The sequence below is a fragment of the Marinobacterium iners genome (assembly GCF_017310015.1).
Lineage (GTDB): Bacteria > Pseudomonadota > Gammaproteobacteria > Pseudomonadales > Balneatricaceae > Marinobacterium > Marinobacterium iners.
The window spans coordinates 3,869,464-3,892,891 of the sequence record NZ_CP022297.1 but is presented as its reverse complement, the minus strand read 5'-3'; the positions used below and the strand labels follow the sequence as shown (position 1 = coordinate 3,892,891).

Genomic DNA, 23,428 nt, shown 5'->3' with positions numbered 1-23,428 from the left:
GAACCATGCCAGCCGAGCGTCATCACCGCTCTGTACATACCGCTGTGATTACAGCCCTGTTGATTACCCTGCAGCTTTGGAGTGTAAGCCCATTGCTGTCGGCGGAGCCTGTCGAGGGTTCCGGTGCTCGTACCCCTGTGGCGGTTAATTTACTGCAGGCTTCCAAGCGTGTACGCGATGAGCTGGGAGGGGAGGTGATCAAGGCGGAACTGATTGAACACGAGGGGGTGCCTGTTTATACCATCCGCCTGCTGGAACAGGGACGTATCCGTGAAGTACTGGTGGACGCCGCCAGTGGCAAGATGTTGTTACCTGATGAGATAGTGGAGGCAGCTGACTGATGAAGGCCCTGATAGTTGAAGATGATGCCGACCTGAGAAGGCAGTTGTGCAACCTGCTGGAGCAGCGGGGTTACACTATTGAGCAGACCGGCAGTGGTCGTGAAGCGCTTTATCTCGGTCAGGAGTATGAATACGATATCGCGGTGGTTGATATCGGCCTGCCGGAGATGTCCGGTCTGGACCTGATTCGGCAGTGGCGGGAAGAGGGACACACCATGCCCGTACTGGTTTTGACGGCGCGTGGTGATTGGCAGGACAAGGTCGAAGGTCTGGAAGCCGGTGCGGACGATTATCTGGCCAAACCCTTCCACACCGAAGAGCTGTTGGCGCGTCTGAATGCATTGGTGCGCCGTGCATCCGGCCATGCCAGTCCGATATTGCGCTATGGCCCTCTGGAACTGGATACCGCGGCTCGGGTGGTGAGCCTGAACGGCACTGAGGTCAGACTGACCAGCTACGAGTACCGCACGCTTGAGTATCTGATGCTCAACGCCGGCAAAACCATCTCCAAGGCAGAACTGACCGAACATCTTTATCATCAGGACTATGACCGAGACAGCAACGTGCTGGAGGTGTTCATCCGACGCCTGCGGCAAAAGCTGGATCCGGATCAAAGTCTGCAACCGATTACCACCGTGCGTGGCCTGGGCTATCGCTTTGCCCTTGGAGGCGGATCCGCCGCGTGAGTTCAGAAGCCGCCGTATCCCTGTCACTGCGTGCACGTTTGCTGCGGGCCTCGGCGGTTATACTGCCGCTTGTGATTATTTTGGCGGGGGTGGCGCTGCTTAAAGCCTTTCATGGCAGTCTTGAAAATGCTGAAGCGTCACAGGCGCGGCTGCATGTCTACCTCTTGCTGGGGGCTGTTGAAGTGGATGGCAACCAGCTCAAACTGCCCAGCACTGTGCTCGAACCAGGGTTCAGTCGTGATGGCTCGGGTGTCTATGGCTTTATTCATAACGCAGACGGCAGTCTGCTATGGCGCTCCCGCTCCAGTCAGAGCATCGATCCGGATGTGGTGCAGCGGCTGCCGAGTTCATTGCTGCAGCCGGGACAGGCACTGTTCAGTCACCTGCCACAGCAGGGGTTGTATCTGTTCCAGTATCCGGTGATCTGGGAAGCAGACGGTACTGATATTCGCTTTCTGGTGTCGGTATTGCGCAGCGATAGCCATGTAGTCTCCGAGATGAAAGCTTTCAGTCTGCAGCTTTTGGGGTGGCTCAGCGGGGTTGGGTTGGTGGCACTGTTGGCGCAATATTTCATCATGCGATGGGGGTTACGGCCACTGGATCAGCTGGCGGCTGACCTGCAACGCATCGAGGTGGGCACGACCGATCATCTGGATGGACGCTACCCGGAGGAAGTGCAGGGAGTGACGCAGAGCCTGAATCGGTTGATTGAGTCCGAGCGGCGTCAGCGCGAGCGCTACCGCAATACGCTGGCCGATCTAGCCCATAGTTTGAAGACCCCTCTGGCGGTGATACGCGGTGCAGGTGACGACTGCGCCGATCAACACAGCTATCGCCGGCTGGTGGAAGAGCAAACCCAGCGCATGCAGCAAATTGTACAGTACCAGCTGTCTCGAGCCGTCAAGAGTGAGGGGCGGGTGTTGGCACAGGCAGTGGCAGTCGCTCCTTTGCTGGAAAGACTGGTGCGGGTGATGGAGAAGGTATACGCCGCCCAGCCGGCAGAAGTCAGCCTGTCGTTGCAGCCGGATGCAGGGTTTGCCGGTGACGAACGCGACCTGATGGAGCTGTTGGGGAATTTACTGGATAACGCCTTCAAGTATGGCAATGGACAGGTGGCGGTTGAAGCGGGTCTGGAGGCGGACCAGCTGGTGATCAGCATCAGCGACAACGGTGCAGGTGTGGCACCGGCGCAGCGGCAGGTGATTCTGCAGCGTGGCGCCCGTCTGGACAGCCAAACCCCTGGACAGGGGATCGGGTTGGCCGTAGCGCTGGATATTGTTAGCAGCTATGACGGTGCGCTGGAGGTCAGCAGCTCAACGCTGGGTGGTGCCTGTTTCCGGGTTGAGCTGCCGGGTGGGCCGGTCAGCCAAGACGCTTGAAGAACACCTTGGAGTTGCGCTGGAAGTTGTAGAGCGCCTTTTTCTCGCCCGGCAGCTCATCCAGCGGTGCATTGCCAAAGCCCCGTTCAAGGAACCAGTGGGCTGTACGGGTTGTGAGTACGAACAGTCGCTTCAACCCCAGCGCAATGGCCTGATCCTCGATTGCTTCCAGCAGCATGTCACCACGCTGTCCGCCCCGGTAGGTCTGGTCGATGGCGACACAGGCCAGCTCTCCAATCGCTTCTTCCGGGAAGGGGTAGAGCGCGGCACAGCCGATGATGGCGCCATCACGTTCTACGACCGTGAAGCGCTCGATCTCGGCTTCCAGTCGCTCGCGGGAGCGACGCACCAGTACTCCTTTCTCTTCCAGTGGGGCGATCAGCTCCAGAATACCTCCCACATCTTCAATATTGGCGGGTCGCACCTGCTCATAGGAATGACTCACGACCATGGTGCCCTGGCCGTCGCGGGTGAAAAGCTCTGCCAGCAGTGCACCGTCGTCGTGGTAACTGATCAGGTGGCAGCGCGGTACGCCCTGCTGGCAGGCGGTCGCGGCGGCTTCCAGCAGGCAGGCGGTTTCACTGTAAGGCTGTTCGGGGTCATCCAGTTTGGCCAGATATTGCTGTACCAGGCGCGCGGCGGTTGACGCCAGCAGTTCGCTGCGCAGCTCACCCTGGCTGTCCTGAATGCCGGGGCGGGAACCGAACAGAATCAGTTTGTCGGCCTTGAGGGCGATCGCAGCCTGAGTGGCGACTTCCTCTACCGATAGATTGAATACTTCGCCGGTAGGCGAGTAGCCCAGATTGGACAGCAATACGATCTGATTCAGGTCCAGCAGGCGGCGCACACCTTCATGATCGATCCGCCGCAGCTCGCCGGTGTGGCCCATGTCTACGCCATCCAGTACACCCACCGGTCGGGCCGTGACAAAGTTGCCGCTGCAGACACGGATACGTGCCCCGTGCATCGGCGTGTTGGCCAGCCCCATTGACAGTTGGGCTTCGATTTCGGTTCTGAGGCTGCCTACGGCCTCGATCACGCACTCCAGTATTTCCGGTGTGGTGACGCGCAGGTCGTGGTGCAGTCGTGTTTCCACCCCGCGTGCCTGCAGCCGCTGCTCCGCCTGCGGACGAGCGCCGTGCACCAGCACCAGTCGTACGCCGAGGCTGTTGAGCAGAGCGATGTCATGCACCGTGTTGGCAAAGTTGGCATCGGCAATCGCCTCGCCACTGAGCATCAGTACGAAGGTCTTGCCCCGGTGCGCATTAATGTAGGGTGACGAGTGGCGAAACCAGTTAACGTATTCGGAAGTCACGGCGCTCAAGTCAGGCTCCTGCTGTTCTGTATTAAAGGCAGTAGTGGGCAATCAGGTTGCGTAACAACTCCACCGTGGGGCTGATCTGATCCAGTGCCAGGTATTCGTCCGGCTGGTGGGCCTGATCAATACTGCCTGGTCCCATCACTATGGTATCCATCCCCAGCGATTGCAGGAAGGGGGCTTCAGTGCCAAAAGCTACCGCTTCGGCGCGGTGGCCGGTCAAGCGTTCGGCCAGCCGTACCAGCTCCGAGTCGGCTGGTGTCTCGAAGGGTGGAATGCCCGGAAACTGGGAGTGGGTCTCGATTTTAACGCCAAAACGGTCATTCAGCGGTCGCAACCGCTCACTGATGGCGTTGCGCAACCCGTCAATGGACATGCCGGGCAGTGGCCGCAAATCATACTCCAGCTCACAGCGACCACAGATCCGGTTGGAGCTGTCGCCACCATGAATGCAGCCCAGGTTCAGGGTGGGTATGTCGACCCGGAACTGGGCATTGCGGTGTTTCTGTTGCAGCTCGCTGCGCAGGGTCAGCAGTTCGCTCATCACTGCATGCATCGCTTCCAGTGCGTTGGCACCCAGTGAAGGATCGGACGAGTGGCCTGATCGGCCCTGTATGCGCACTGACTCCATAATGATTCCCTTGTGCATTCGGATCGGCTGCAGGCGGGTGGGTTCGCCGATCACGGCGGCACGGGCCAGCGGGCGACCCGCTTCGGCCAGCGCGCGGGCACCGGACATGGAGCTTTCCTCGTCGGCGGTGGCCAGAATGATCAACGGCTGCTTCAGGGGTTGATCGAGGAAGTGCTTGGCGGCCTCAATGGCGAGGGCAAAAAAACCTTTCATGTCGCAGGTACCCAGCCCGTACAGCCGGTTGTCACGCTCGGTCAGGAAAAAAGGGTCCGAGCGCCACAACTCCGGATCACAGGGGACGGTATCGGTATGCCCTGACAGCACCAGCCCCCCCGGGCCGCTGCCCAGAGTGGCGATCAGGTTGGCCTTTTCAGGATGTCCCGGCACCGGCATCACTTCAGTGTTAAAGCCAAGCGCTTCAAGCCATTCATGCAGCTGTTCGATTACAACCAGGTTGCTCTGGTCATGGTGTACAGATGCAGAGCTGACGGAGGGCGCGGCGATAAGCCGGCGCATCATTTCAAGGGTACTGAGCGAGTGTCGGGTCGAGTGTGTGGTCATGATGGGCTCCACTGTTTGACCCATTTTGCTACCTTTGCGGTTGCGGGTCCATGAGTGTGAAGCGAGGGGTGGTCAGATTGACCACCCCGGGCGAGCTGTCAGGAGAACATGCCCTTGAGCATGAAGAAGAACATGATCGACAGGATGGCACCGGCCGGCAGTGTCACGATCCAGGATACAAAAATGGTGCCTACAACGCGCAGGTTGAGCGCAGCCATGCCACGGGCAAGGCCCACACCCAGCACCGCACCCACCAGCGTATGAGTGGTGGAGATCGGCAACCCTGTACCTGAAGCGACCACCACGGTGCTGGCGGCCGCCAGCGTGGCCGCAAAACCGCGGCTCGGGGTCAGCTCGGTAATGTTCTGGCCGACGGTGGCGATCACCTTATGACCATACATCACCAGGCCGGCAACAATGCCAGCACCACCGAGCAACAGAATCCAGGCGGGCATGGCCGCTTTTTGCGCCACCTCACCACCTGCATTGACAATGCCGACAATGGCGGCCAGCGGGCCGACGGCGTTGGCCACATCGTTGGAGCCGTGAGCAAAGGCCATGGCGCAGGCGGTGAACATCATCAGGACGCCAAATACCTTTTCCACGCTGGTGAAATGGAAGTCGCGATTGGCTTCGGGGTCAAGCTTGATGCCGCGCTGCATAAATATGCCGATACCCATGGTGACCAAGCCGATCAACACCGAAACCGCAGCGCTTTCGCCCCAGCTCAGGTGCAGGCCTACATGCTTGAGGCCCTTGGTGAAGGTCACCATGGCGATGATGAAGCCCACCAGGAAAATATACATGGGTACATAGCGTTTGGCATTGGCGAAGGGATTCTCGGTATCAAGAATCAGCTTTTGTACACTGCGGAACAGGAAGAAAGCGATGACGCCGGCCGTGACGGGCGATACTACCCAGCTGGCCACAATATTGCCGACCTTGTTCCAGTGTACGGCCTCCATGGAGATACCAACGGCTGCAAAGCCGACAATGGCGCCGACAATGGAGTGAGTGGTGGAAACTGGCCAGCCAAAGTGGGTCGCAATCAACAGCCAGATGCCCGCTGCCAGCAGCGAGGCCATCATGCCGAAGACCAGAAGTTCCGGGTTGGCACTGAGCATGGAGGGCTCGATAATACCTTTACGGATTGTGTCGGTTACGGCCCCGCCGGCAAGATAGGCACCAGCGAATTCGAACAGAATGGCGATCAGAATGGCCTGTTTCAGGGTCAGGGCGCGGGACCCGACAGAAGTCCCCATCGCGTTGGCTACATCGTTGGCACCTACACCCCAGGCCATGAAGAAGCCGAAGATACAGGCCATAACCACCATGATGGTGCCGTACTGAGCAATGATTTCCATAGGTTTAAGCCTTGGTCGTCTGTGTAGTTAACGGGCCAGCAGCAGCTGCAGTCGGCTGCCAACCTGCTGGGCACGGTTGGCAAGATCGCCAACCCACTGGATGATCTGATAGAGAAACATGACATCGATCGGCCAGAGGTCGCGTTCAACACGGAACAGTGATGCACGCAATTCGCGCTCATGTTCGTCGGTCTTGTGCTCCAGTCGGTCCAACTCGGTAATCAGGCGTTCAACGATATCCACTTCATGGCCGCGGAAACCCGCTGCCAACAGCTCGTCCAGCTCACTCAGTGCCAGTACGGCCTGTTCAATCGTTTGCAAAGCGGTGCGGAGCAGCTCGCGCAGCTCGTCCTGGATCGGTTCCGGGATCTGCATCTGGCGACCCAGCATCAAACCGGCAATATCCTTGGCTCGGTTGGCGATCTTGTCCTGCATGCGCAGAAGGTCGAGCAAATCGGTGCGGGGGACAGGCAGAAAAATGCTGGCAGGGAGACGCTGGCGGATATCTCGTTTCATGTCATCCGCTTCACCTTCAATGGCAGCGATACGGTGCTGACATTCGGATGCCGTGTTCCAGTCGTTCGCGATCACCGCATCGAAGAAGGGGATCAGTTCTGCGGCGCTTGCCTGCGCCTTGATGATGTGCTCCTGCATCGGCTTGAACGGGGAACGGGCGAACATCTGCATAATTGGGCTATTAACCATGTTGCGTTCCTGTTGCAGGTGGAAAAAACTGGGCGCAAGTATACGTGCTGCTGTCACAGATCTGTAGTGATAGTGTCATAAAAAGTGTCACAAAATTTGCGCGATTCTGATGATGATCAGTGCTCTGGATTGGGTACACTGGTGGCAGATCAACAAGGTGTTTGAATCAAGGTGTCTGAACGTTGACCTCCTCCTCTCCCTTCGCACCTGTAGGTGACTCAGGAAGGGGATTCCCGTTACCGGGTGCCACCTAATCGCTCAGGGGGCAGGTTCCTGCTGCTGGCGGCCTCACTGCACCGCTCACTGGGCCTGAGCCAGTATGCTCAGGCACTCACAGGCGACCCGGGCGATGTCCCGCCCTTGGCACAGGTTTTAATCCCCCGTGCGAGGATGTTCAAGGCACCGACTACGTCGGCATTATTTTGATAGCCGCAGTCGGTACAGGCAAATTGCGCCTGGCTCAGACGGTTGTCCCGCGAGACATGCGCACACGCGGGGCAGGTCTGGCTGGTGTGATGCGCCGGCACCGCCAGCACTTCACCGCCGGCCCAGCCGGCTTTGTATTCCAGCTGGCGCCGGAACTCGAACCAGCCCTGATCCAGTATCGACCGGTTCAGACCGCTTTTCTGGCGCACGTTGCGCCCGGGTGTATCGAGTGTGCCTTTTGCCGATGCCGACATATTGGTCACCTGCAGATCCTCAATCACCACCATCGCGTGGTTTTGGCTGATGCGGGTTGAGGTCTTGTGCAGATAGTCTCGGCGGACATTGGCGATCCGGCGCTGCAGCCGCTGGACACGGGCTTTAGCTTTGTACCAGTTGCTAGAGAATTTGACCTTGCGGCTCATCTGCTGCTGCGCCTTGGCTAGTGCTTGTTGATGTTGCTTGAAGCTGTCAAGCGGTGCGGTGAAGGTGCCATCGCTCAGGGTGGCGAAGCGGACAATGCCCAGATCAATCCCAATCCACGATGCCGGTTTTGGATGCACCGGTGCCGACACCTCGCGCTCGGTCTGGAAACTGATGTGCCAGTGGCCAGCCTCCCAGCTAACGGTACAGTTTTTGATTGTGCCGACGATTGGGCGGGATTGCCTGAATTTGATCCAGCCCAACTTGGAGGGCAGTTTTACCCGCCGCCCATCCAGTTGGCAGTATTTGGCGAAGTTGACGAAACGGATGCTGTCGCGGTCACGACCTTTTTTCTTGAAGCGAGGCCGCTGCGCCTGCAGCTTCGGATCGAAACAACGCTGCCAAGCCGCGTCCAGATCCTTCAGTTTCTGCTGCAAGTTATCGGTATAGGCCTCTTTCAGCCACTCCGTTTCTGGCTCCCGTTTCCACGCCGTGATCCACTTAGCCATTATCTCATAGCGCGGGACGCGCTGATTCTCAGCCTGATACGCGTCATTGCACCGTGCCAAGGCCTGGTTCCAGACGAACCGAGCATGCCCGACCAGCACGCGCAAGCGCGCATCCTGCCCAGGGCTGGCATCGAGACGGAACTTGAAGCCTTGGCGTATAATCATGAAAACAATATAGCACATAATGCTGTATAAAATGACAGTATCAGCCGTCTGGCGGCTGCATCACATTCACCCCGCATCTCCATCGATGTGGGTACCCTGCGGAGGGTAGGATGGCAACAGAAACAGAACTCAAGCTGCTGATCGAACCGGCAGCGATGGAACAGCTGAGCCGGCATCCACTGCTGAGCGATGCAGTCGGGCAGGCGCCCCGACTGCTGCATAACACTTACTATGATACAGCGGCCCTTGACCTGGCCCGGGCAAAGGTGGCACTGCGGGTTCGGCGTCAGGGGGAGCGGTTTATTCAGACGCTGAAAACACGGGGGCAGAGCATCGATGGACTGCACCAGCGGGGTGAATGGGAGTGGGATTTGGCCAGCGAACAGCTCGATCCCGCCCTGCTTGAAGCCGACATCTGGCCCGCCGAGCTGATTGCGCCGGATCAATTGGCACTGATACCGGTGTTTACCACTGACTTCATGCGACGTCTCTGGTGGCTGACTTTTGAGGGTGCCGAGATCGAAGTGGCACTGGATCTGGGTGAAGTGGTGTGCGACTGCGGGGATGGTCGTCACCTGACAGATCCGATCAGTGAGTTGGAGTTGGAGCTCAAATCAGGCCCTGCCGATGCTCTGTTTGCGCTGGCACATTGGTTGGCCGAACAGGCAGAACTGCAGCCTGGCGATATCAGTAAGGCACAGCGCGGCTATCGACTGTTCAGTCAGTGTAGCCAGCACTCAATGGATTGCAGGGGAGACGCATGAATGTCGATTGATGAACAGAAATTGCAGAACGTGCCGGAAAAATTGCAGCCTCTGCTGCAGGATAACCTTGCCCGCATCGAAGCCGCCCTCGGTGAGTTGCAGGGTCAGCCGGATTGGCTGACGGGCGAGTTGCAGCGCACCCTGATTGGCAGTGATTTTGTTGCCGAGCAGCTGCAGCGTCACCCTGACTGGCTGGCTCAGCTGATTCGTAGCGGAGACCTGCAACAGGCTTACGGCGAAACCGAGTATGCCGAACGACTGCAGGCGTTGCTGACACCGATTGAGGACGAGAAGGAGCTGTACCGCCAGTTGCGCCTGTTCCGTCAGCGCGAAATGATCCGCCTGATCTGGCGTGACCTCAACCGGCTCAGCGACATGCGCGGTACCACCCGTGAGTTGTCATGGCTGGCGGATGCCTGCATTGATCGCACGCTGGAGTGGTTGTACCAGCAGGCCTGCCAGCGCTGGGGCGTGCCGCACTCGTGCCCGGATGCCAGCGGGCAGCGATATCCACAGCGGATGGTGGTGCTCGGGATGGGCAAGCTGGGTGCGCATGAGTTGAACCTGTCATCCGATATTGATCTGATCTTTACCTTCCCGGCCAATGGCGAAACCGACGGCGAGCGCAAAAATCTGGAAAATCAGGACTTTTTCATCCGGCTGGGGCAAAAGCTGATCCAGGCGCTGGATAACCTGACCATCGATGGCTTTGTGTTTCGCGTCGACATGCGCCTGCGTCCATTCGGCTCGGCTGGCCCGCTGGCGTGCAGCTTTGGAGCCATGGAGAGCTATTACCAGGATCAGGGCCGTGACTGGGAGCGCTATGCCATGATCAAGGCACGCGTTGTAGCCGGTGATCAGGAGGCAGGAGAGGAGCTGATCCAGCTGTTGCGTCCGTTTGTGTATCGCAAGTATATCGACTTCAGCGCATTCGAATCACTGCGCGACATGAAGGGCATGATCAACCGTGAAGTGAGGCGCAAGGGGTTGAGCCATAACGTGAAGCTGGGAGCCGGTGGCATCCGCGAAGTGGAGTTTATTGCGCAAGCGTTCCAATTAATCCGGGGCGGTCGCGATCATGAGCTGCAGCAGCGTGAACTGCTCAATATCCTGCCGCAGCTGCCGGAAAAGGTGGGTATGCCTGAAGCGGCCGTGACTGACCTGACCGATGCCTACACCTTCCTGCGCAATGTGGAACATGGTATTCAGGCGATCGCCGACAAGCAGACGCAGGAGTTGCCGGAAGATGACGTGGGCCGGGAGCGTCTGGCCTTTGCCCAGGGCTTTGCCGATTGGGATGCGCTGGACCAGGCGTTGCAGAAATGTCGGGCGGATGTGTCGCGTCACTTTGCGGATGTGATCGCTCCGGTGGATGAGGGAGAAGAGCAACCTGATGACCTGCGTGGTGACTGGCTGGCGCTCTGGCAGGGGTTGATGGAGGATGCCAGTGCGCTGGAGTTTCTGGCCGAACAGGGCTATCAGGCTCCTGAGCAGGCATTGAAAGCGCTGCAGGATCTCAAGGGGTTGCGCACGGTACAGATGCTGCAGAAAGTGGCGCTGGAGCGACTGGAAGCGGTATTGCCGGCTCTGCTGGAGAATGTTGGCCAGTGCAGTAATCCAGAGATTACGCTGGAGCGGGTGCTGGTGTTGATTCAGGCGGTATTGCGCCGGTCCGCCTATCTGGTGTTGTTGAACGAAAACCCTGCTGCGTTGAAACAGCTGGTTCAGCTCTGTTCTGCCAGTGCCTGGTTTGCCGAGCAGCTGTCGAAACAGCCGGTTCTGCTGGATGAGTTGATCGATCCACGCACACTTTACACGCCGCCGAACCTGACGGCGCTGCGTACCGAGCTACGCCAGCAGTTGCTGCGTATACCGGAAGATGACATCGAGCAGTTGATGGAGACCCTGCGCTACTTCAAGCATGCACACATGTTGCGGGTGGCTGCGTCCGATATTACCGGAGTATTGCCGTTGATGCGGGTCAGTGATTACCTGACCTGGCTGGCGGAAGCCGTGCTTGAAGCGGTGCTGGATATCGCCTGGCGCAACCTCACCGAGAAACACGGCGTGCCACAGAAAAGCCCCGGCGTGCCCTGTGATCCCGATTTTATCATCATCGGTTATGGCAAGGTGGGTGGCATAGAGCTGTCCTATGGTTCTGATCTTGACCTGGTGTTCCTGCACGATGCGGCTGGTAACCTGGAAACCGATGGTGGCAAGCCCATCGCCAACAGCGTCTTCTTCAACCGGTTGGGGCAGAGGATCATCCATATCCTCAACACGTTCACCCCATCCGGGATTCTGTATGAAGTGGACATGCGCTTGCGCCCGTCCGGCAACTCCGGCCTGCTGGTCAGCTCACTGAACGCCTTCCGGGAGTATCAGCAGAAGGAAGCCTGGACCTGGGAACATCAGGCGTTGGTTCGGGCGCGTGTGGTGGCCGGCAGCCCGGCCCTGGCGGAGCGGTTCCAGTCCGTGCGCCGTGAAATATTGGGACAGCCTCGGGAAGAAGCAAAACTCAAAACGGATGTGACCACGATGCGCGAGAAGATGCGCGGGCATCTGGGCAGCAAACCTGCGGCCGATGAAGAAAGTCGTGTATTCCATCTGAAGCAGGACCGTGGCGGTATCGTCGATATCGAGTTCATGGTGCAATATCTGGTGCTGCGCCACGCAGCCGAGATGCCTGCTCTGATGCGTTGGACTGACAACATCCGCATTCTGGCCAGTGTTGAAGCCGAAGGGTTGCTGGCATCCGATGAGGTGGAATTGCTGCGGGAAGCCTACAAGGCCTATCGTGCCGCCGGCCACCGTCAGACGATGCAAAACCTCTCCGGTGTGCTGGGCGATCAGGAGATGGCCGCCTATCGTGAAGGTGTGGCCGAACTCTGGCAGAGGCTGCTGGCGTCGTAATTTGGCACGAAAAAGCCGACCCGGGGTATGCCGGGCCGGCTGTTCAGAATCAAGAGCCGTGTTGTTCGATCAGAGGCTGGTCAGCCAGCTGTGCTTGTCCTCGGCTCTGCCCCACTGAATATCGTTCAGAGCGCGGCGCAGGCGCAGGGTGGTTTCGCCAATGCCGCCGTTACCGACCTCATACTCCTTGCCTTTGTAAATGAACGTGCCTACCGCTGTCAGAACCGCAGCGGTACCGGACAGCGCGGCCTCGCATCCTGGGCGTGCACTGCGCTCAAGCAGCTCTTCAACGGTAAGCTGACGCTCGGACACGGTCATGCCCATGTCTCGAGCCAGTGTCAGGATGGAATCGCGGGTGACGCCATGCAGGAAAGTCGAATCCAGCGCCTTGGTGATGATCTCATCGCCATCGATCAGCAGGAAGTTGGCCGCACCGGTCTCCTGAACATCACCGCCCGGGCAGAACAGTACCTGATCGGCCTGATACTCCGCCCGCGCTTTCATGATTGGCTGCAGTGCGCTGGCATAGTTGCCGCCACTTTTGACCACGCCCATGTGCGGCGAACAGCGCATGCCTTCATCATCCAGCAGCAGGCGTAGCGCCTTGTCACCACCGGTAAAGTAATCACCTACCGGTGACAGCAATACATACAGGCATGAAGTCAGGGACGGCACGGCAGCCTTGCCGATGGCGGGCTCGGTACCGATATGAGTTGGGCGAATGTACATGGAGCCAGGCGCCTCAGGTACCTGATCGGCGAAGCGCGTGACGATATCAACAATCATCTGCTCCAGCTGTTCAGGTGCAAACTCCGGCAGTGCCAGAATGTCTGAGCTTTGCTGCAGGCGGGCGATATTACGGTCCATGCGGAAAATCTTGACCGAGCCATCCTCATGGCGAAATGCCTTCAAGCCCTCGAAGCAACTGCTGGAGTAGTGCAGTACGTGTGCCCCGGGGTGCAGCTGAATACTGTCGCTCGATACCACCTCGGCGTTGCTCCACTGTGAGCCGTCGAACCAGGAAATTGCCATTTCAGGCATGAAAACGGAACCAAAAGCAGACATATCATCTTCCTAACAAGCTGGGCTAAGACCGAAGGCTGGCGGGGCGGAGCCAGCAGACACGAGCGATCCGAGAAATTCAGACCCTTAGATTGTATGCATTCAGCGAAAAAATGGAATTGCCTGGCGGATAAATAGTGTTGCAGCCTTCGTTGCACAGCGGCTGCAATGGTATCATTTGACGCCTATGGCAAGCGTCTGGTCTGTTGGGCCGAGCGTATGGGAAACAGCAAAGTGGGTGCGCGTGAAACAGATTCTGATCATCAATGACGGCAAGCCAGGCCACCGCAACCAGTCACTGGGGCTGGCCGAAGCGCTTGCACGCAAGACGCCGGTCGAGATCAGTGAGCGTGAACCCATGGGGCGGTTTGAAGCACTCAGACTCAGCCTGGGTGGTATGTTGCCCGAGCTGGACGACCGGCCCGATCTATTGATCGGGGCAGGCCATGCCACGCACCTGACGTTGCTGGCGCTACGTCGCTTGTACCGTGTACCCGCTATTGTGCTGATGAAACCGTCTATACCGATGGGGTTCTTTGATCTCTGTCTGGTGCCTGAGCATGATCAGCCTCCGAAACGTCCCAATATCATTGTCACAAAAGGCGCTCTGAATCGGATGCGGCCGGGCACAAAACAACCGGGCACAGGCGTGGTACTGATCGGCGGGCCGTCAAAACATTACAACTGGGATGAAACCGGCATGCTTGCACAGGTGCGTGCACTGCTGGAACATGCGCCGCGCAACTGGCTGATCGGCTCGTCACGGCGTACGCCTGCCAGCACTGAACAGGCTTTGTCAGGGTTGTGTGGGGATCGTTTTGTACCTGCCGCCGCAACCGGCCCTGACTGGCTGCCGCAACAACTGGCACAGGCTGAGGTATGTTGGGTAACGGAAGACAGCGCATCCATGGTGTATGAAGCGCTGACGGCGGGCTGCCAGGTTGGCGTTTTGCCACTGAGTAGTGAAGCGGACAACCGGATCGGCAAGGGTGTTGAGCAGCTGACAGCGCAAGGGTTGGTGGTGCGTGCACCAGACTGGTCGATGACCGGGCTCGCTGCAGAGAGCATCGTATTGAATGAAGCAGAGCGCTGTGCCGAGGAAGTACTCAGGAGGGAGTGGCTGTGAAGGTTGTACAGGTATTGCCCGCCCTTGAACTGGGCGGTGTCGAGCGAGGTACGCTTGAAGTTGCCCGTGGACTGGTTGCTGCTGGCCATGAGTCAATTGTTGTGTCGGCCGGGGGGCGCCTTGTTGCACAGCTTGAATGTGAAGGCAGCCGCCATGTGCAATGGGAGTTGGGCAAGAAATCGTTGCTGACGCTGCTGCAGGTGCCCGGGCTGCGCCGTTGGCTGGCCGAAGAAAAACCGGATATCGTGCATGTGCGCTCGCGCATGCCCGCCTGGGTTGTATGGCTGGCCTGGCGCAAGATGGCCCCGGCGACTCGGCCGCGTTTCATTACCACCCTGCATGGTATGCACTCGGTTAACCGCTACAGCGCCATCATGGGTAAGGGGGAACGCGTTATTGCCGTATCCGAGACGGCGAAACGCTACCTGCTGGACAACTATCCGGAAGTGGACCCTGCCAAGGTAACCGTGATTCATCGGGGCATTGATCCGGAAGAGTTTCCGCGTGGATATCAGCCTACAGAGGAGTGGAAAGGACGCCTCTTTGATGACTGCCCTCAGGCCCGGAACAAACACCTGATCTGCTTTCCTGGCCGCATTACGCGCTGGAAAGGGCATCTTGATCTGGTCAAGGTAGTGGCAGAGCTCAGCCAGCAGCGGCAGGACTTTCATGTCCTGGTCGTGGGCAGTGACCCCAAGAACAAATTTATTCATGAGGTAAAAGCGGCCATTAATGCAGCGGGCCTGGGCCAGTACTTTTCCTTCCTCGGTACCCGCTCGGATATGAAAGAGCTGTACGCCATTTCAGATGTGATGTTGTCCCTTACATCAACAACCGCAGAAGCCTTTGGGCGAACGGTTGTGGAGTGTTTGTCGATAGGTACACCGGTGGTGGGGTATGCCCATGGGGCAGTGGCTGAAACCTTGGGGGCTATTTATTCGGAAGGAAAAGTGCCTACAGGTCAATATTCACTGGCTGCTAAAAAAGTGAGTTTCTGTTTGGATAAGAAGGGATGTGGTGACATGCTGGAAGGGCCGTACACACTTGATAAAATGATACAGAAAACTCTTTCTCTATATGAAAACATATGAACCAAAATCTGACAGATAAAACGTTAGCGGCTTTTTTATTTAAAATAATAGGCTGTTTTTTTATCATAAATTATTTTGTTTTGCCGGGGTTGTATAAAGATTTCGTCTACCTTGTGTCTATGTTCTGCATTATTGGATTTTTTTTTGGTTTTAAAATTGATCTTCGGTTCTCGGGGCTTTTTTCCATAAGTCTTTTGATTTTTGTTCTGCCTGATATTATTAACATGGCGAGAGGCTATTCTTCGTTAAGTGATATTGAAAAAATATCACGCAATTTACTTTTGGTATTGCCGGTTGGTGCAGTTTTATATTACAGAAATATATCGAGCGATCTTTTGGTGAAGGCGATTGTTCTGATGTTTTTCTATACATTGTTCTTTCTTTTTCTTCAGGAAGAAGGAATGTTTGCAAGTCAGTCTGACCACTATGACGGTGAGTATCCAGGCTTATGGTATAACAAGGGAACATTTTCAACAGCTGTCGTGTTTTTTTATTCTTTATTGGCAGGGATGTTTTTTGTTCCTGCGAAAAAGATGCCCTTTGTCTGGCTGCTGTCGGGATTCGTGGCGGTATCGGTTATTCTGGTCATGACTGAAGCCAGAGGACCCATTCTAGCCTTTACCATCATAAATATAATCATGGTTTTCATACATTACAGGTATAACCTGAAAAGTCTTTCAAATTTCAAGATGTTGTCATTTTTTGCTCTGGTAATATTGCTTGTTATTTATTTTTTGCTTTGGGATAGAATAACTCTTGCCTATATTGAGGCAAGTAATTATTTAGTGGCAGGTGACATATCTTTTGATAACTCTATAGCAGTCAGAATAGAGTCATGGCGGCTGGCATGGGATGTTTTTATGCGCAACCCTATTTTTGGATATGGTGTAAAAGAAGCTCTGGAAGTGAAAAAGGAAATCTTGGCGTCAGGAAATTATCCTGATTATATGTTGAGTTTCCATACTCACTCCGAGTATTTTTATATGCTGGAGAGGGGTGGTATATTTGGCTTGATCTGCCTTATTTTATTTGTGTTGTTCCCCTTTTATATACTTCGTTATTACGGGGTTTCGCTTGTTGAAGCAGCGCCAACTTTTTTTGTGACAGTGTCTTTTTTGGTTATTGGTTTGACCAGTGCGACATTACGTAACAATCTCGGTGCTAACTCTTACCTTTTATGCTTGGCGTTATCAATGGCTTACTCCATCATTTCAGCGAATGGGAAAATGAAAAATGAGATCGCCAGTTAGGCTTTATTATCAGAACTCTGAAGGTAACTTCGGCGATATCCTTTCCAGAGAAATTACACAGAAAGCATCTGGCGCTGATGTTGCGTTCAGTGATTTGAAATATGCTGATCTGGTCGCGATAGGAAGTCTTGCCGAGCGTGTTGTCAAAAAGCGTTTCAAACGTTGGCTAATCAATCTTGGTCGGCCTTTGCATCTTTGGGGTACAGGCTTTTTGGCACCTGGAGAGTCAACATCTGGCAGGTTTATTCGTGCGCATGCACTTAGAGGCAAGCTGTCGGCGGCTCGCTTTAATATGGATATTGATAGAGTCTGTTTGGGAGATCCAGGGCTGTTGTGCTCTCATTTCTTTCCGTCGGATCACCTGAGTAAAGGCCAGCACGTACTATGCCTCCCTCACCTTCATGACCACCACTCCGGTAAATGGATCGATACAATTCGTTGTAAATTTCCAAATGATAACGTTGTACAGATGAGTTTGGCTGATGATCATGTGACTATTATCGAGGCGATAATATCTGCCAAGTTAGTGGTTACGACAGCTATGCACCCTTATATAGTAGCCCACAGCTATGATGTCCCCACTGCTTATCTACAAACAGGCAGCAATATTCATGTTGGTGGCGACTATAAGATATATGACTATCTCTCGGTATTTGGTCGCGACGTACTGTACTCGGTTGACTGTTGGGAGCTTACAAAGGGGAGGGTCACCGCTGAGCAACTGTATGATGTCGCGGAGAGTGATCGAGTCTCTGTTGAGGTAGTCAAGCGTATACAAGAAGAGTTGTTGGGTTCTTTTCCGCAGGAATACAAGGCATGAAAATCGTACATGTGCTTTGCTCCAGCCAGAAAGGAGGGCTGGAAACAGCTTTTTTTAATATAAACAGGTTGCTGATAAGAATGGGCCACGAAGTTGAGGTGTGGCTACCGTTTGAATCGCCCTATCGTGATTGTTTGCAACGGGATAGCCACAGTTATTACGCATTTTCTCCCCGGGGCTATTATGATGTTTTTCGTATTATTCAGGCACACCTGCGCTTGAGGACAGTCAAGCCGGATTTAGTGCTAACGCACAACGCCCGTGCAACCAGTATTCTTGGTCTGGCCTTGAAAAGTCTGACGGCGCCACTTGTTGGATTCTCTCACAGCAATAAAATACGGCGAATGCTTAAGGCAGACTACCTGATTGGTCTTACTGAAGACATGTGTCAGCGCTTTTGGAACGCTGGATACGAAAAGGATAGAACAGCGATTTTGCCCAACTTTGTATTTGAACGACCACCTTTTGTTAAAAGTATCAAAAAAGACACAGGCAATGTTGGATTTGTCGGGCGTATGACAGCTGAAAAAGGGCTGGATACGCTATTAACGGCATTTTCTCAAGTGGTTGAAATAATGCCTGACACGCAGTTACATCTTGCTGGCAGCGGACCGGATAAAGAGGATATTCTTGCTCTTGCAGAGTCCCTTTCTATCCGTCACAAGGTTCATATTCATGGTTGGGTGGAAGATATTGGTGGATGGCTTCGTGACATTGATCTTTTAGTCGTGCCGTCTTTGAGTGAAACCTTTGGTATCGTTATATTGGAAGCGGCTGTCCATGGTTGCCCAGTCATAGCCAGTGATGTGTCGGGACCTGCCAGTCAGATCCAATCAGGCAGTGACGGCTGGCTGGTGCCCCCGGGTAATGCGCAGCAGTTGGCAGACGGTATTTGTGCTGCATTGCAGCATGCAGAGCATAGAGCATCTGTTGCCACAATGGCGTATAAACGCAGTGAAAGTTACACTGTAGAAGCAATTCAGCCCCGTTTGAAAGCTATACTGGAGCAGAGTATTTATCTAGGTCGAAAAAAACAATCGCAAAAGGATTAATTTTTTTGCTCAGACTCATAAAGTTTTATCTGCCTTAAAAACCGGCTATACGCAAAGTTAACTGCATAGATATAACCCATCAGCCCGCCACGCCAGTAGCCACGGAAAAAGTAACCCACGATAAAAGCGGTCCAAAATTCGGTCAGAATGCGAAAGGTCGATGGCTTGCGGCCGCGGGCCAGCAGGTCTTTTGCCTGCGCCTCGGTGTACTCGTTCATTTTTTCTATGCGATGGTGGAAAGACTTGAGCGAATCGTGTGCCATGCGACCCTTGAGTGTGGCGGTTTTCGCCCCTGCCTCCATCTGTACGCGATCATGTACCGGGCTGGTGCTGTAGCGTCCTTTTGACTTCCGATACAACCGTACCGGTTTGTAGGGTGTGTAAGCACTCAACCGGTCGGTGCAGTAAAGACGGTCGTGAATGGCAATGAAATAGCCATCGGCATCGGGTGCCTGAGTAAACATGGCGACTATTTCCGCCTGCAGCTCAGGCAGGATACGTTCGTCCGCATCAATGTTGAAGATCCAGTCATTGCGGGCCTGATCCTCTGCAAACCGCTTTTGCAGGCCATACCCGGGCCAGTCATGATGAACGACACGCGCCCCGAGTGATGCTGCGATCTCCTGGGTTCCGTCAGTGCTGCCCGAGTCCACCACGACAACCTCGTCGACCCAGTTCCGCACACTTTCGATCGCCATGCCGATGCGGTCCGCTTCGTCCTGAGCGATGATGGTGACACTGATGGGCAGGGTGGTGTCGGTCATGTGATGCCTGTTGGTTTCAAGGGTCTGGAGGTTGCTATAATCGCGCTCTATTGTCGGGGCAAACAGGTTCGCCTGGCAAGTTTCGCACAACGACAGGAGTTCCCGTGAGCCGGATTCAAACGCTTCAGATCATCGGCAGCAAGAAACTGGGTGGCGCCGAAAGCTTTTTTGTTCGCCTTCACCATGCGTTTAACCAGACGAGTGATTTGGGTTCAACCGCCATCGTGCCGCCTGGAAGTGAACTGCTCAGTAGCCTGTCTGCGCCTGTAGCGACCAGTGCCATGCGCAGTGTGTTCGACCCTCTGTCGCGTTTCAGTCTGGGGGCCTTGATCCGGCGTGAGCAGCCCGACATAGTCCAAACCTGGATGGGACGGGCGACGCGTCTGGTTCATCTGCGCCCAGGCAAGGGGCCGGTTCATGTGGCCCGGCTCGGAGGCTTCTACAATCCGGATCACTATCGGCATGTACATGCACTGGTTGGCAATACCCGGGGGATTTGTGATTACCTGATCAGGCATGGTTACCCTGCTGATCGCGTACACTACATCAGTAACTTTGTTCCTCGTCCTGAACCGGTTGAAGCTGAACAACTGCAGCAGTGGAAGATGCGGTTAAACCTGAAAGATGACTTGGTGATCTTTGCTCTTGGGCGGCTGCATACCAACAAGGCTTTTGACACGCTGCTGGATGCCTTTTCGGCCTTGCCGGAAGAGATCGGTGGGCGTCGTGTGCAGTTGCTGCTGGCGGGGGATGGTCCTCTGGCCGATCAGCTCAAGGATCAGGCGAGCAAAAGTACGGCCAGTAACCGCATCCATTTTCTGGGCTGGCAGTCGGATCCAGCTCCCTTTTTTGCCATGGCAGACCTGTTCGTCTGCCCCTCACGGCATGAGCCACTGGGCAATGTGATTCTTGAGGGGTGGGCGCATGGTGTACCCGTTGTTTCCACTCGCAGTGATGGTGCGTTGGAGCTGATGACGGATGGCATTGACGGTGTGCTGACAGAGGTCGATGCCTGTGAGGCGCTGACCGCCGCCATGCAGCAGGTACTGGCCGCTTCTGATGATCAGAAAGCCGCGATGATCAGTGCCGGGCGTTGTACGTTGGAGCAGCGTTTTGGCCAAGAGGCCATTGTATCGGCCTATCACGCCTTGTATGAGCAGCTCTTGGCGGGGGATCGCTGATGTGCGGAATAGCCGGCATCTACACGCCAGGGCGTGACATTGATGCTGAACTTCCTGCTCGGATGGCGGCTGCGCTGTCTCATCGCGGACCCGATGGACAAGGCATGTTTGCCGAGCAGGGTGTCGCCCTCATCCATACCCGACTTTCAATTATCGATCTGGAACACGGACAACAGCCGCTGTATTCACAAGACCGGCAGCGGGTCCTGGTCGCCAATGGGGAAATCTATAACCATGTGGAGCTGAGGCAGTCGCTGCAGGGGCGGGGTGAAAGATTCAATACCGGCTCTGACTGCGAAACCATTTTGCCACTGTCTGCATCGGACTCAGGCCCCGACGCAGACTTTGCCCATCAGCTGGAAGGCATGTTTGCCTTTGCGCTTTATAACCGCAGCAACGGTGAGCTGCTGCTGGTACGCGACCGCTTCGGTATCAAACCGCTTTATTACTGCGAATTGCCCGGCGGCATTGCTTTTGCTTCGGAAATCAAGGCGTTGGTCAGGGTGTTGCCGAACAAGCCGCAGCCCAATCTGGAAGCGGTAGGGCGATTCCTGCAGATCAACTTTGCGTCCGGTGATGAAACGGCGATCGAGGGGATTCACCGTATTCCACCGGGTGGGTTTCTCAAGGTTTTGCCGGATGGAAATATTGAGACAGGCATCTGGTGGTCGCTGGAACAGTCGCTTAAAGAACAGCCGGTATTCAAGGGTGACGAGCAGGCTGCCCTGGAGACCTTTGATGAGCTGCTGCAGGATGTGCTGCAAAAGCATCTGCGCTCCGATGTGCCGGTGGGGCTCTTTCTGTCCGGAGGTGTTGATTCATCAATATTGGCTACAGAGCTCAGTCGTTGCAGTTTTGGCAAACAACTGCCCAAAGCCTGGAGTCTGGCCTTTAACAGCACAACCGTGCATGACGAGTCAGAGGCCGCCGGTGCTGTGGCCCAGGCCTGTAGCCTTGAGCTTGAGTACGTTAAATCAGAGCCGATCAGGCTGTTTGACCAACTGGTATATGCGATTTGGGCCAGTGATGAGCTGATGGGTGACTTCGCGTCGCTGCCAACGCTGGTACTGGCTGACAGAGCCTCGCAGAGTCACAAAGTGGTATTGAGCGGCGAAGGAGGCGATGAAGTGTTTGCCGGTTACGGTCGTTATCGCATGCCCATGTTTCAGCGATGGTTAGCTCAGCTGAAGACTCCCGGCAGTGGTGGTTTTAGAACCAAAGGCCGGTTTAACCGGCCGCAGGCACTGGGTTTGATCAAGCCTTCACAGCAGGCAAGTCTGTTTGGCCATTGGCGAGTGCCCTTTATCCAGAACTGGAAACGGTTTGCAGGCCTTGATCGTTTGACACGCATGCAGGCGACCGATATCGCGACCTGGCTGGTGGATGATCTGCTGGTAAAGGCGGATCGGATGATGATGGTCAAGGGTGTAGAAGGCAGGGTGCCTTTTCTGGATCATCGACTGGTTTTGTTCGGACTGTCGCTGCCGCAGTCGTCACGACAGCGTGGGCGAACCGGTAAATATCTGCCGCGCAAATGGCTTCAGACGCACCTGCCTCAGGTTGAGCAGGGACGCAAGAAAGGATTTTCCGTGCCGGTTGCCGACTGGGTCAGATCACTGGATCCTGTCAGGCTTGAGCAGGCGCTTATGGGGTCCCCGTTGTTGGCCGAGATACTGGATAGAAAGGAGCTGCAGGGCCTGCTTGCCAAACTGCCACAACTGGACAGGAAACTGGTAGAACCTGTTGCTGCGCTGATTCAGCTGGCGATCTGGTATCGCCTGTTTGTTGAACAGGCGGGGGCCAGGCCGCCTGAAACCGTAGACCCGCTGGAGTGGCTGCAGAGCTGACTATGGCTGCCTGCGATACAGGTAATTCTTGCCCTGTGGGTGCGTTTTGAAGCGACGGTGCACCCACATGTACTGCGCTGGATCCTTGCGGATGGCGCGTTCAATTTCGGCATTGACCCGGGCTGCATCGGCCTCTTCATCACCAGTCGGGAAGGGGTCAATTGCAGGGAACAGTTCCAGTTCGTAGCCCGAGTCATCCGGCAGGCGGTGCTGTGCCAGCATCAAAATAGGTGAGTTGTTCAGATTCACCATGCGTGTGGTTGCGGTAATGGTTGCCGCAGGAACACCGAAAAAAGGTGCATACACCGACTGGTGGCTGCCAAAGTCCTGATCAGGCGCGTACCAGACAATGTGATTGTTGCGCAGAGCCTTTAAAACCTTACGAATTTCCGAGCGCTCAATCACCAGCTCGAAGCAGCGCTGACGGCAACGGGTGATAATCCGTTCCAGCAATGGATTGTTGTGGCGGCGATACATGGCATCGACCGGATAAAAGTCTGAAAACAGAAGTCCGCCCAGGTCGAGGGTCGAAAAATGTGCGCCCAATAAAATAACGCCCTTGCCCTTGGCGAGCGCAGCATCCAGATGCTCTTGCCCCTTGAGTGTAAAGTGCCCCTTCAGCTTTTCCCGTGGTGTCCACCAGGCCATGGCGGTCTCGAACAGTCCGATGCCGTTGTTGGCAAACACCGAACGGACCATTCTGGCTTGCTCCGCAGGTTTCAACTCCGGGAAGCACAGGCGGATGTTGACCTCTGTCACATGGCGTCGGCGCGGGCTCAGATAAAAAAGAATATGTCCCAATATACGACCGAGACGGATCTGCCAACGCCAGGGCAGGCGATTAAGTAGCCATAAAAGACCGATACCGATTCGGGCAGGCCAGAATCGAGGGCTCATAAAGCGGTTGTCAGGTGCGGTGTGTTGGCTCACGGGCTCTCTTGCAGCAGGTCATGACAGGGCTGATTGTAAAGTGGTGACACTCAAGCGGCAAACCGATACGGGCTGTAACATCCCTGCCCGATTTTCTCATGGTATGATGCACCACTTATCTTC

Annotated in this window: 20 protein-coding genes; 12 read left to right on the top strand and 8 right to left on the bottom strand. The window is 55.6% G+C overall.

The genetic code is table 11. The annotated features are described in order from the left end of the window. Positions 1–5 precede the first annotated feature (5 nt). From CFI10_RS18315 to CFI10_RS18305, 3 genes are read left to right on the top strand one after another with little or no spacing between them, the layout of a single operon-like run. The gene (locus tag CFI10_RS18315; protein ID WP_206837429.1) at positions 6–341 is read left to right on the top strand and encodes a PepSY domain-containing protein; all 336 of its coding nucleotides are present in this window, start codon (positions 6–8) and stop codon (positions 339–341) included. Continuing rightward, positions 341–1,027, top strand: a complete 687-nt coding sequence (locus tag CFI10_RS18310) for a response regulator transcription factor (RefSeq protein ID WP_091826037.1) — start codon at positions 341–343, stop codon at positions 1,025–1,027. Before CFI10_RS18315 ends, CFI10_RS18310 begins: the two co-directional genes overlap by 1 nt. After that, positions 1,024–2,406 (top strand): ATP-binding protein, encoded by a 1,383-nt coding sequence (locus tag CFI10_RS18305; protein WP_206837427.1) that lies wholly within the window; start codon positions 1,024–1,026, stop codon positions 2,404–2,406. The genes CFI10_RS18310 and CFI10_RS18305 overlap by 4 nt, the downstream gene beginning before the upstream one ends. On the opposite strand, the gene argA is transcribed toward CFI10_RS18305, so the two are convergent. The 5 genes from argA to CFI10_RS18280 all read right to left on the bottom strand — a co-directional run bounded on the left by argA (position 2,390) and on the right by CFI10_RS18280 (position 8,505). Next, positions 2,390–3,730 (bottom strand): amino-acid N-acetyltransferase, encoded by a 1,341-nt coding sequence (argA, locus tag CFI10_RS18300; RefSeq protein ID WP_242530054.1) that lies wholly within the window; start codon positions 3,728–3,730, stop codon positions 2,390–2,392. The genes CFI10_RS18305 and argA overlap by 17 nt on opposite strands. Before the next feature lie 22 nt (positions 3,731–3,752). Continuing rightward, positions 3,753–4,916, bottom strand: coding sequence for an acetylornithine deacetylase (argE, locus tag CFI10_RS18295; RefSeq protein ID WP_206837425.1), 1,164 nt, complete (start codon positions 4,914–4,916; stop codon positions 3,753–3,755). A gap of 98 nt (positions 4,917–5,014) precedes the next feature. Continuing rightward, positions 5,015–6,280 (bottom strand): inorganic phosphate transporter, encoded by a 1,266-nt coding sequence (locus CFI10_RS18290; RefSeq protein ID WP_206837422.1) that lies wholly within the window; start codon positions 6,278–6,280, stop codon positions 5,015–5,017. 27 nt (positions 6,281–6,307) lie between these two features. After that, the gene (locus CFI10_RS18285; RefSeq protein ID WP_242530204.1) at positions 6,308–6,961 is read right to left on the bottom strand and encodes a TIGR00153 family protein; all 654 of its coding nucleotides are present in this window, start codon (positions 6,959–6,961) and stop codon (positions 6,308–6,310) included. A gap of 347 nt (positions 6,962–7,308) precedes the next feature. Continuing rightward, a complete protein-coding gene (locus CFI10_RS18280) occupies positions 7,309–8,505 on the bottom strand; it encodes an RNA-guided endonuclease InsQ/TnpB family protein (protein ID WP_206837416.1) in 1,197 nt (398 codons plus the stop codon). 110 nt (positions 8,506–8,615) lie between these two features. Between CFI10_RS18280 and CFI10_RS18275 the strand changes: the two genes are divergently transcribed. Both CFI10_RS18275 and glnE read left to right on the top strand, forming a co-directional pair. Next, entirely contained in the window at positions 8,616–9,269 is a 654-nt protein-coding gene (locus CFI10_RS18275) for a CYTH domain-containing protein (protein ID WP_206837413.1), read from the top strand. Then, entirely contained in the window at positions 9,270–12,182 is a 2,913-nt protein-coding gene (glnE, locus tag CFI10_RS18270; RefSeq protein WP_206837409.1) for a bifunctional [glutamate--ammonia ligase]-adenylyl-L-tyrosine phosphorylase/[glutamate--ammonia-ligase] adenylyltransferase, read from the top strand. A 69-nt stretch (positions 12,183–12,251) separates the two neighbouring features. Here the strand turns inward: glnE and CFI10_RS18265 are convergent, their stop codons facing one another. Further along, positions 12,252–13,247: a branched-chain amino acid aminotransferase gene (locus tag CFI10_RS18265; protein WP_206837406.1), complete on the bottom strand. Its 996-nt coding sequence runs from the start codon at positions 13,245–13,247 to the stop codon at positions 12,252–12,254. A 241-nt stretch (positions 13,248–13,488) separates the two neighbouring features. Between CFI10_RS18265 and CFI10_RS18260 the strand changes: the two genes are divergently transcribed. Genes CFI10_RS18260 through CFI10_RS18240 form a run of 5 tightly spaced genes read left to right on the top strand, consistent with a single transcriptional unit; the run spans position 13,489 to position 18,583 of the window. Next, a complete protein-coding gene (locus CFI10_RS18260) occupies positions 13,489–14,370 on the top strand; it encodes a mitochondrial fission ELM1 family protein (protein ID WP_242530053.1) in 882 nt (293 codons plus the stop codon). Then, positions 14,367–15,461 carry a glycosyltransferase family 4 protein gene (locus tag CFI10_RS18255; RefSeq protein ID WP_206837398.1) on the top strand — a complete coding sequence of 365 codons (1,095 nt, stop codon included), beginning with the start codon at positions 14,367–14,369 and terminating at the stop codon, positions 15,459–15,461. Before CFI10_RS18260 ends, CFI10_RS18255 begins: the two co-directional genes overlap by 4 nt. Beyond that, positions 15,458–16,711 carry an O-antigen ligase family protein gene (locus tag CFI10_RS18250; protein ID WP_206837396.1) on the top strand — a complete coding sequence of 418 codons (1,254 nt, stop codon included), beginning with the start codon at positions 15,458–15,460 and terminating at the stop codon, positions 16,709–16,711. Before CFI10_RS18255 ends, CFI10_RS18250 begins: the two co-directional genes overlap by 4 nt. Continuing rightward, positions 16,695–17,531 carry a glycosyltransferase family protein gene (locus CFI10_RS18245; RefSeq protein WP_206837393.1) on the top strand — a complete coding sequence of 279 codons (837 nt, stop codon included), beginning with the start codon at positions 16,695–16,697 and terminating at the stop codon, positions 17,529–17,531. The genes CFI10_RS18250 and CFI10_RS18245 overlap by 17 nt, the downstream gene beginning before the upstream one ends. Next, positions 17,528–18,583 (top strand): glycosyltransferase family 4 protein, encoded by a 1,056-nt coding sequence (locus CFI10_RS18240; RefSeq protein ID WP_206837390.1) that lies wholly within the window; start codon positions 17,528–17,530, stop codon positions 18,581–18,583. Before CFI10_RS18245 ends, CFI10_RS18240 begins: the two co-directional genes overlap by 4 nt. On the opposite strand, the gene CFI10_RS18235 is transcribed toward CFI10_RS18240, so the two are convergent. Next, complete coding sequence (locus CFI10_RS18235) at positions 18,580–19,347, bottom strand: glycosyltransferase family 2 protein (protein WP_206837388.1); 768 nt, start codon at positions 19,345–19,347, stop codon at positions 18,580–18,582. The genes CFI10_RS18240 and CFI10_RS18235 overlap by 4 nt on opposite strands. A gap of 104 nt (positions 19,348–19,451) precedes the next feature. Here CFI10_RS18235 and CFI10_RS18230 point away from each other — a divergent pair, with 104 nt between their 5' ends. Further along, complete coding sequence (locus tag CFI10_RS18230) at positions 19,452–20,528, top strand: glycosyltransferase (RefSeq protein WP_206837385.1); 1,077 nt, start codon at positions 19,452–19,454, stop codon at positions 20,526–20,528. Continuing rightward, a complete protein-coding gene (asnB, locus tag CFI10_RS18225) occupies positions 20,528–22,375 on the top strand; it encodes an asparagine synthase (glutamine-hydrolyzing) (protein WP_206837382.1) in 1,848 nt (615 codons plus the stop codon). Before CFI10_RS18230 ends, asnB begins: the two co-directional genes overlap by 1 nt. Here the strand turns inward: asnB and lpxL are convergent, their stop codons facing one another. Then, the gene (gene lpxL / locus CFI10_RS18220) at positions 22,376–23,272 is read right to left on the bottom strand and encodes an LpxL/LpxP family Kdo(2)-lipid IV(A) lauroyl/palmitoleoyl acyltransferase (protein ID WP_206837379.1); all 897 of its coding nucleotides are present in this window, start codon (positions 23,270–23,272) and stop codon (positions 22,376–22,378) included. Positions 23,273–23,428: the final 156 nt, after the last annotated feature.

What these genes read in the sequence shown, in the direction of transcription:
- argE (WP_206837425.1), bottom strand. Translation starts at nt 4,916, where the DNA reads ATGACCACACACTCGACCCGACACTCGCTCAGTACCCTTGAAATGATG.
- CFI10_RS18250 (WP_206837396.1), top strand. Translation starts at nt 15,458, where the DNA reads ATGAACCAAAATCTGACAGATAAAACGTTAGCGGCTTTTTTATTTAAA.
- CFI10_RS18280 (WP_206837416.1), bottom strand. Translation starts at nt 8,505, where the DNA reads ATGATTATACGCCAAGGCTTCAAGTTCCGTCTCGATGCCAGCCCTGGG.
- glnE (WP_206837409.1), top strand. Translation starts at nt 9,270, where the DNA reads ATGTCGATTGATGAACAGAAATTGCAGAACGTGCCGGAAAAATTGCAG.
- CFI10_RS18265 (WP_206837406.1), bottom strand. Translation starts at nt 13,247, where the DNA reads ATGTCTGCTTTTGGTTCCGTTTTCATGCCTGAAATGGCAATTTCCTGG.
- asnB (WP_206837382.1), top strand. Translation starts at nt 20,528, where the DNA reads ATGTGCGGAATAGCCGGCATCTACACGCCAGGGCGTGACATTGATGCT.
- CFI10_RS18240 (WP_206837390.1), top strand. Translation starts at nt 17,528, where the DNA reads ATGAAAATCGTACATGTGCTTTGCTCCAGCCAGAAAGGAGGGCTGGAA.
- lpxL (WP_206837379.1), bottom strand. Translation starts at nt 23,272, where the DNA reads ATGAGCCCTCGATTCTGGCCTGCCCGAATCGGTATCGGTCTTTTATGG.
- CFI10_RS18310 (WP_091826037.1), top strand. Translation starts at nt 341, where the DNA reads ATGAAGGCCCTGATAGTTGAAGATGATGCCGACCTGAGAAGGCAGTTG.
- CFI10_RS18285 (WP_242530204.1), bottom strand. Translation starts at nt 6,961, where the DNA reads ATGTTCGCCCGTTCCCCGTTCAAGCCGATGCAGGAGCACATCATCAAG.
- CFI10_RS18290 (WP_206837422.1), bottom strand. Translation starts at nt 6,280, where the DNA reads ATGGAAATCATTGCTCAGTACGGCACCATCATGGTGGTTATGGCCTGT.
- CFI10_RS18235 (WP_206837388.1), bottom strand. Translation starts at nt 19,347, where the DNA reads ATGACCGACACCACCCTGCCCATCAGTGTCACCATCATCGCTCAGGAC.
- CFI10_RS18315 (WP_206837429.1), top strand. Translation starts at nt 6, where the DNA reads ATGCCAGCCGAGCGTCATCACCGCTCTGTACATACCGCTGTGATTACA.
- CFI10_RS18275 (WP_206837413.1), top strand. Translation starts at nt 8,616, where the DNA reads ATGGCAACAGAAACAGAACTCAAGCTGCTGATCGAACCGGCAGCGATG.
- CFI10_RS18245 (WP_206837393.1), top strand. Translation starts at nt 16,695, where the DNA reads ATGAGATCGCCAGTTAGGCTTTATTATCAGAACTCTGAAGGTAACTTC.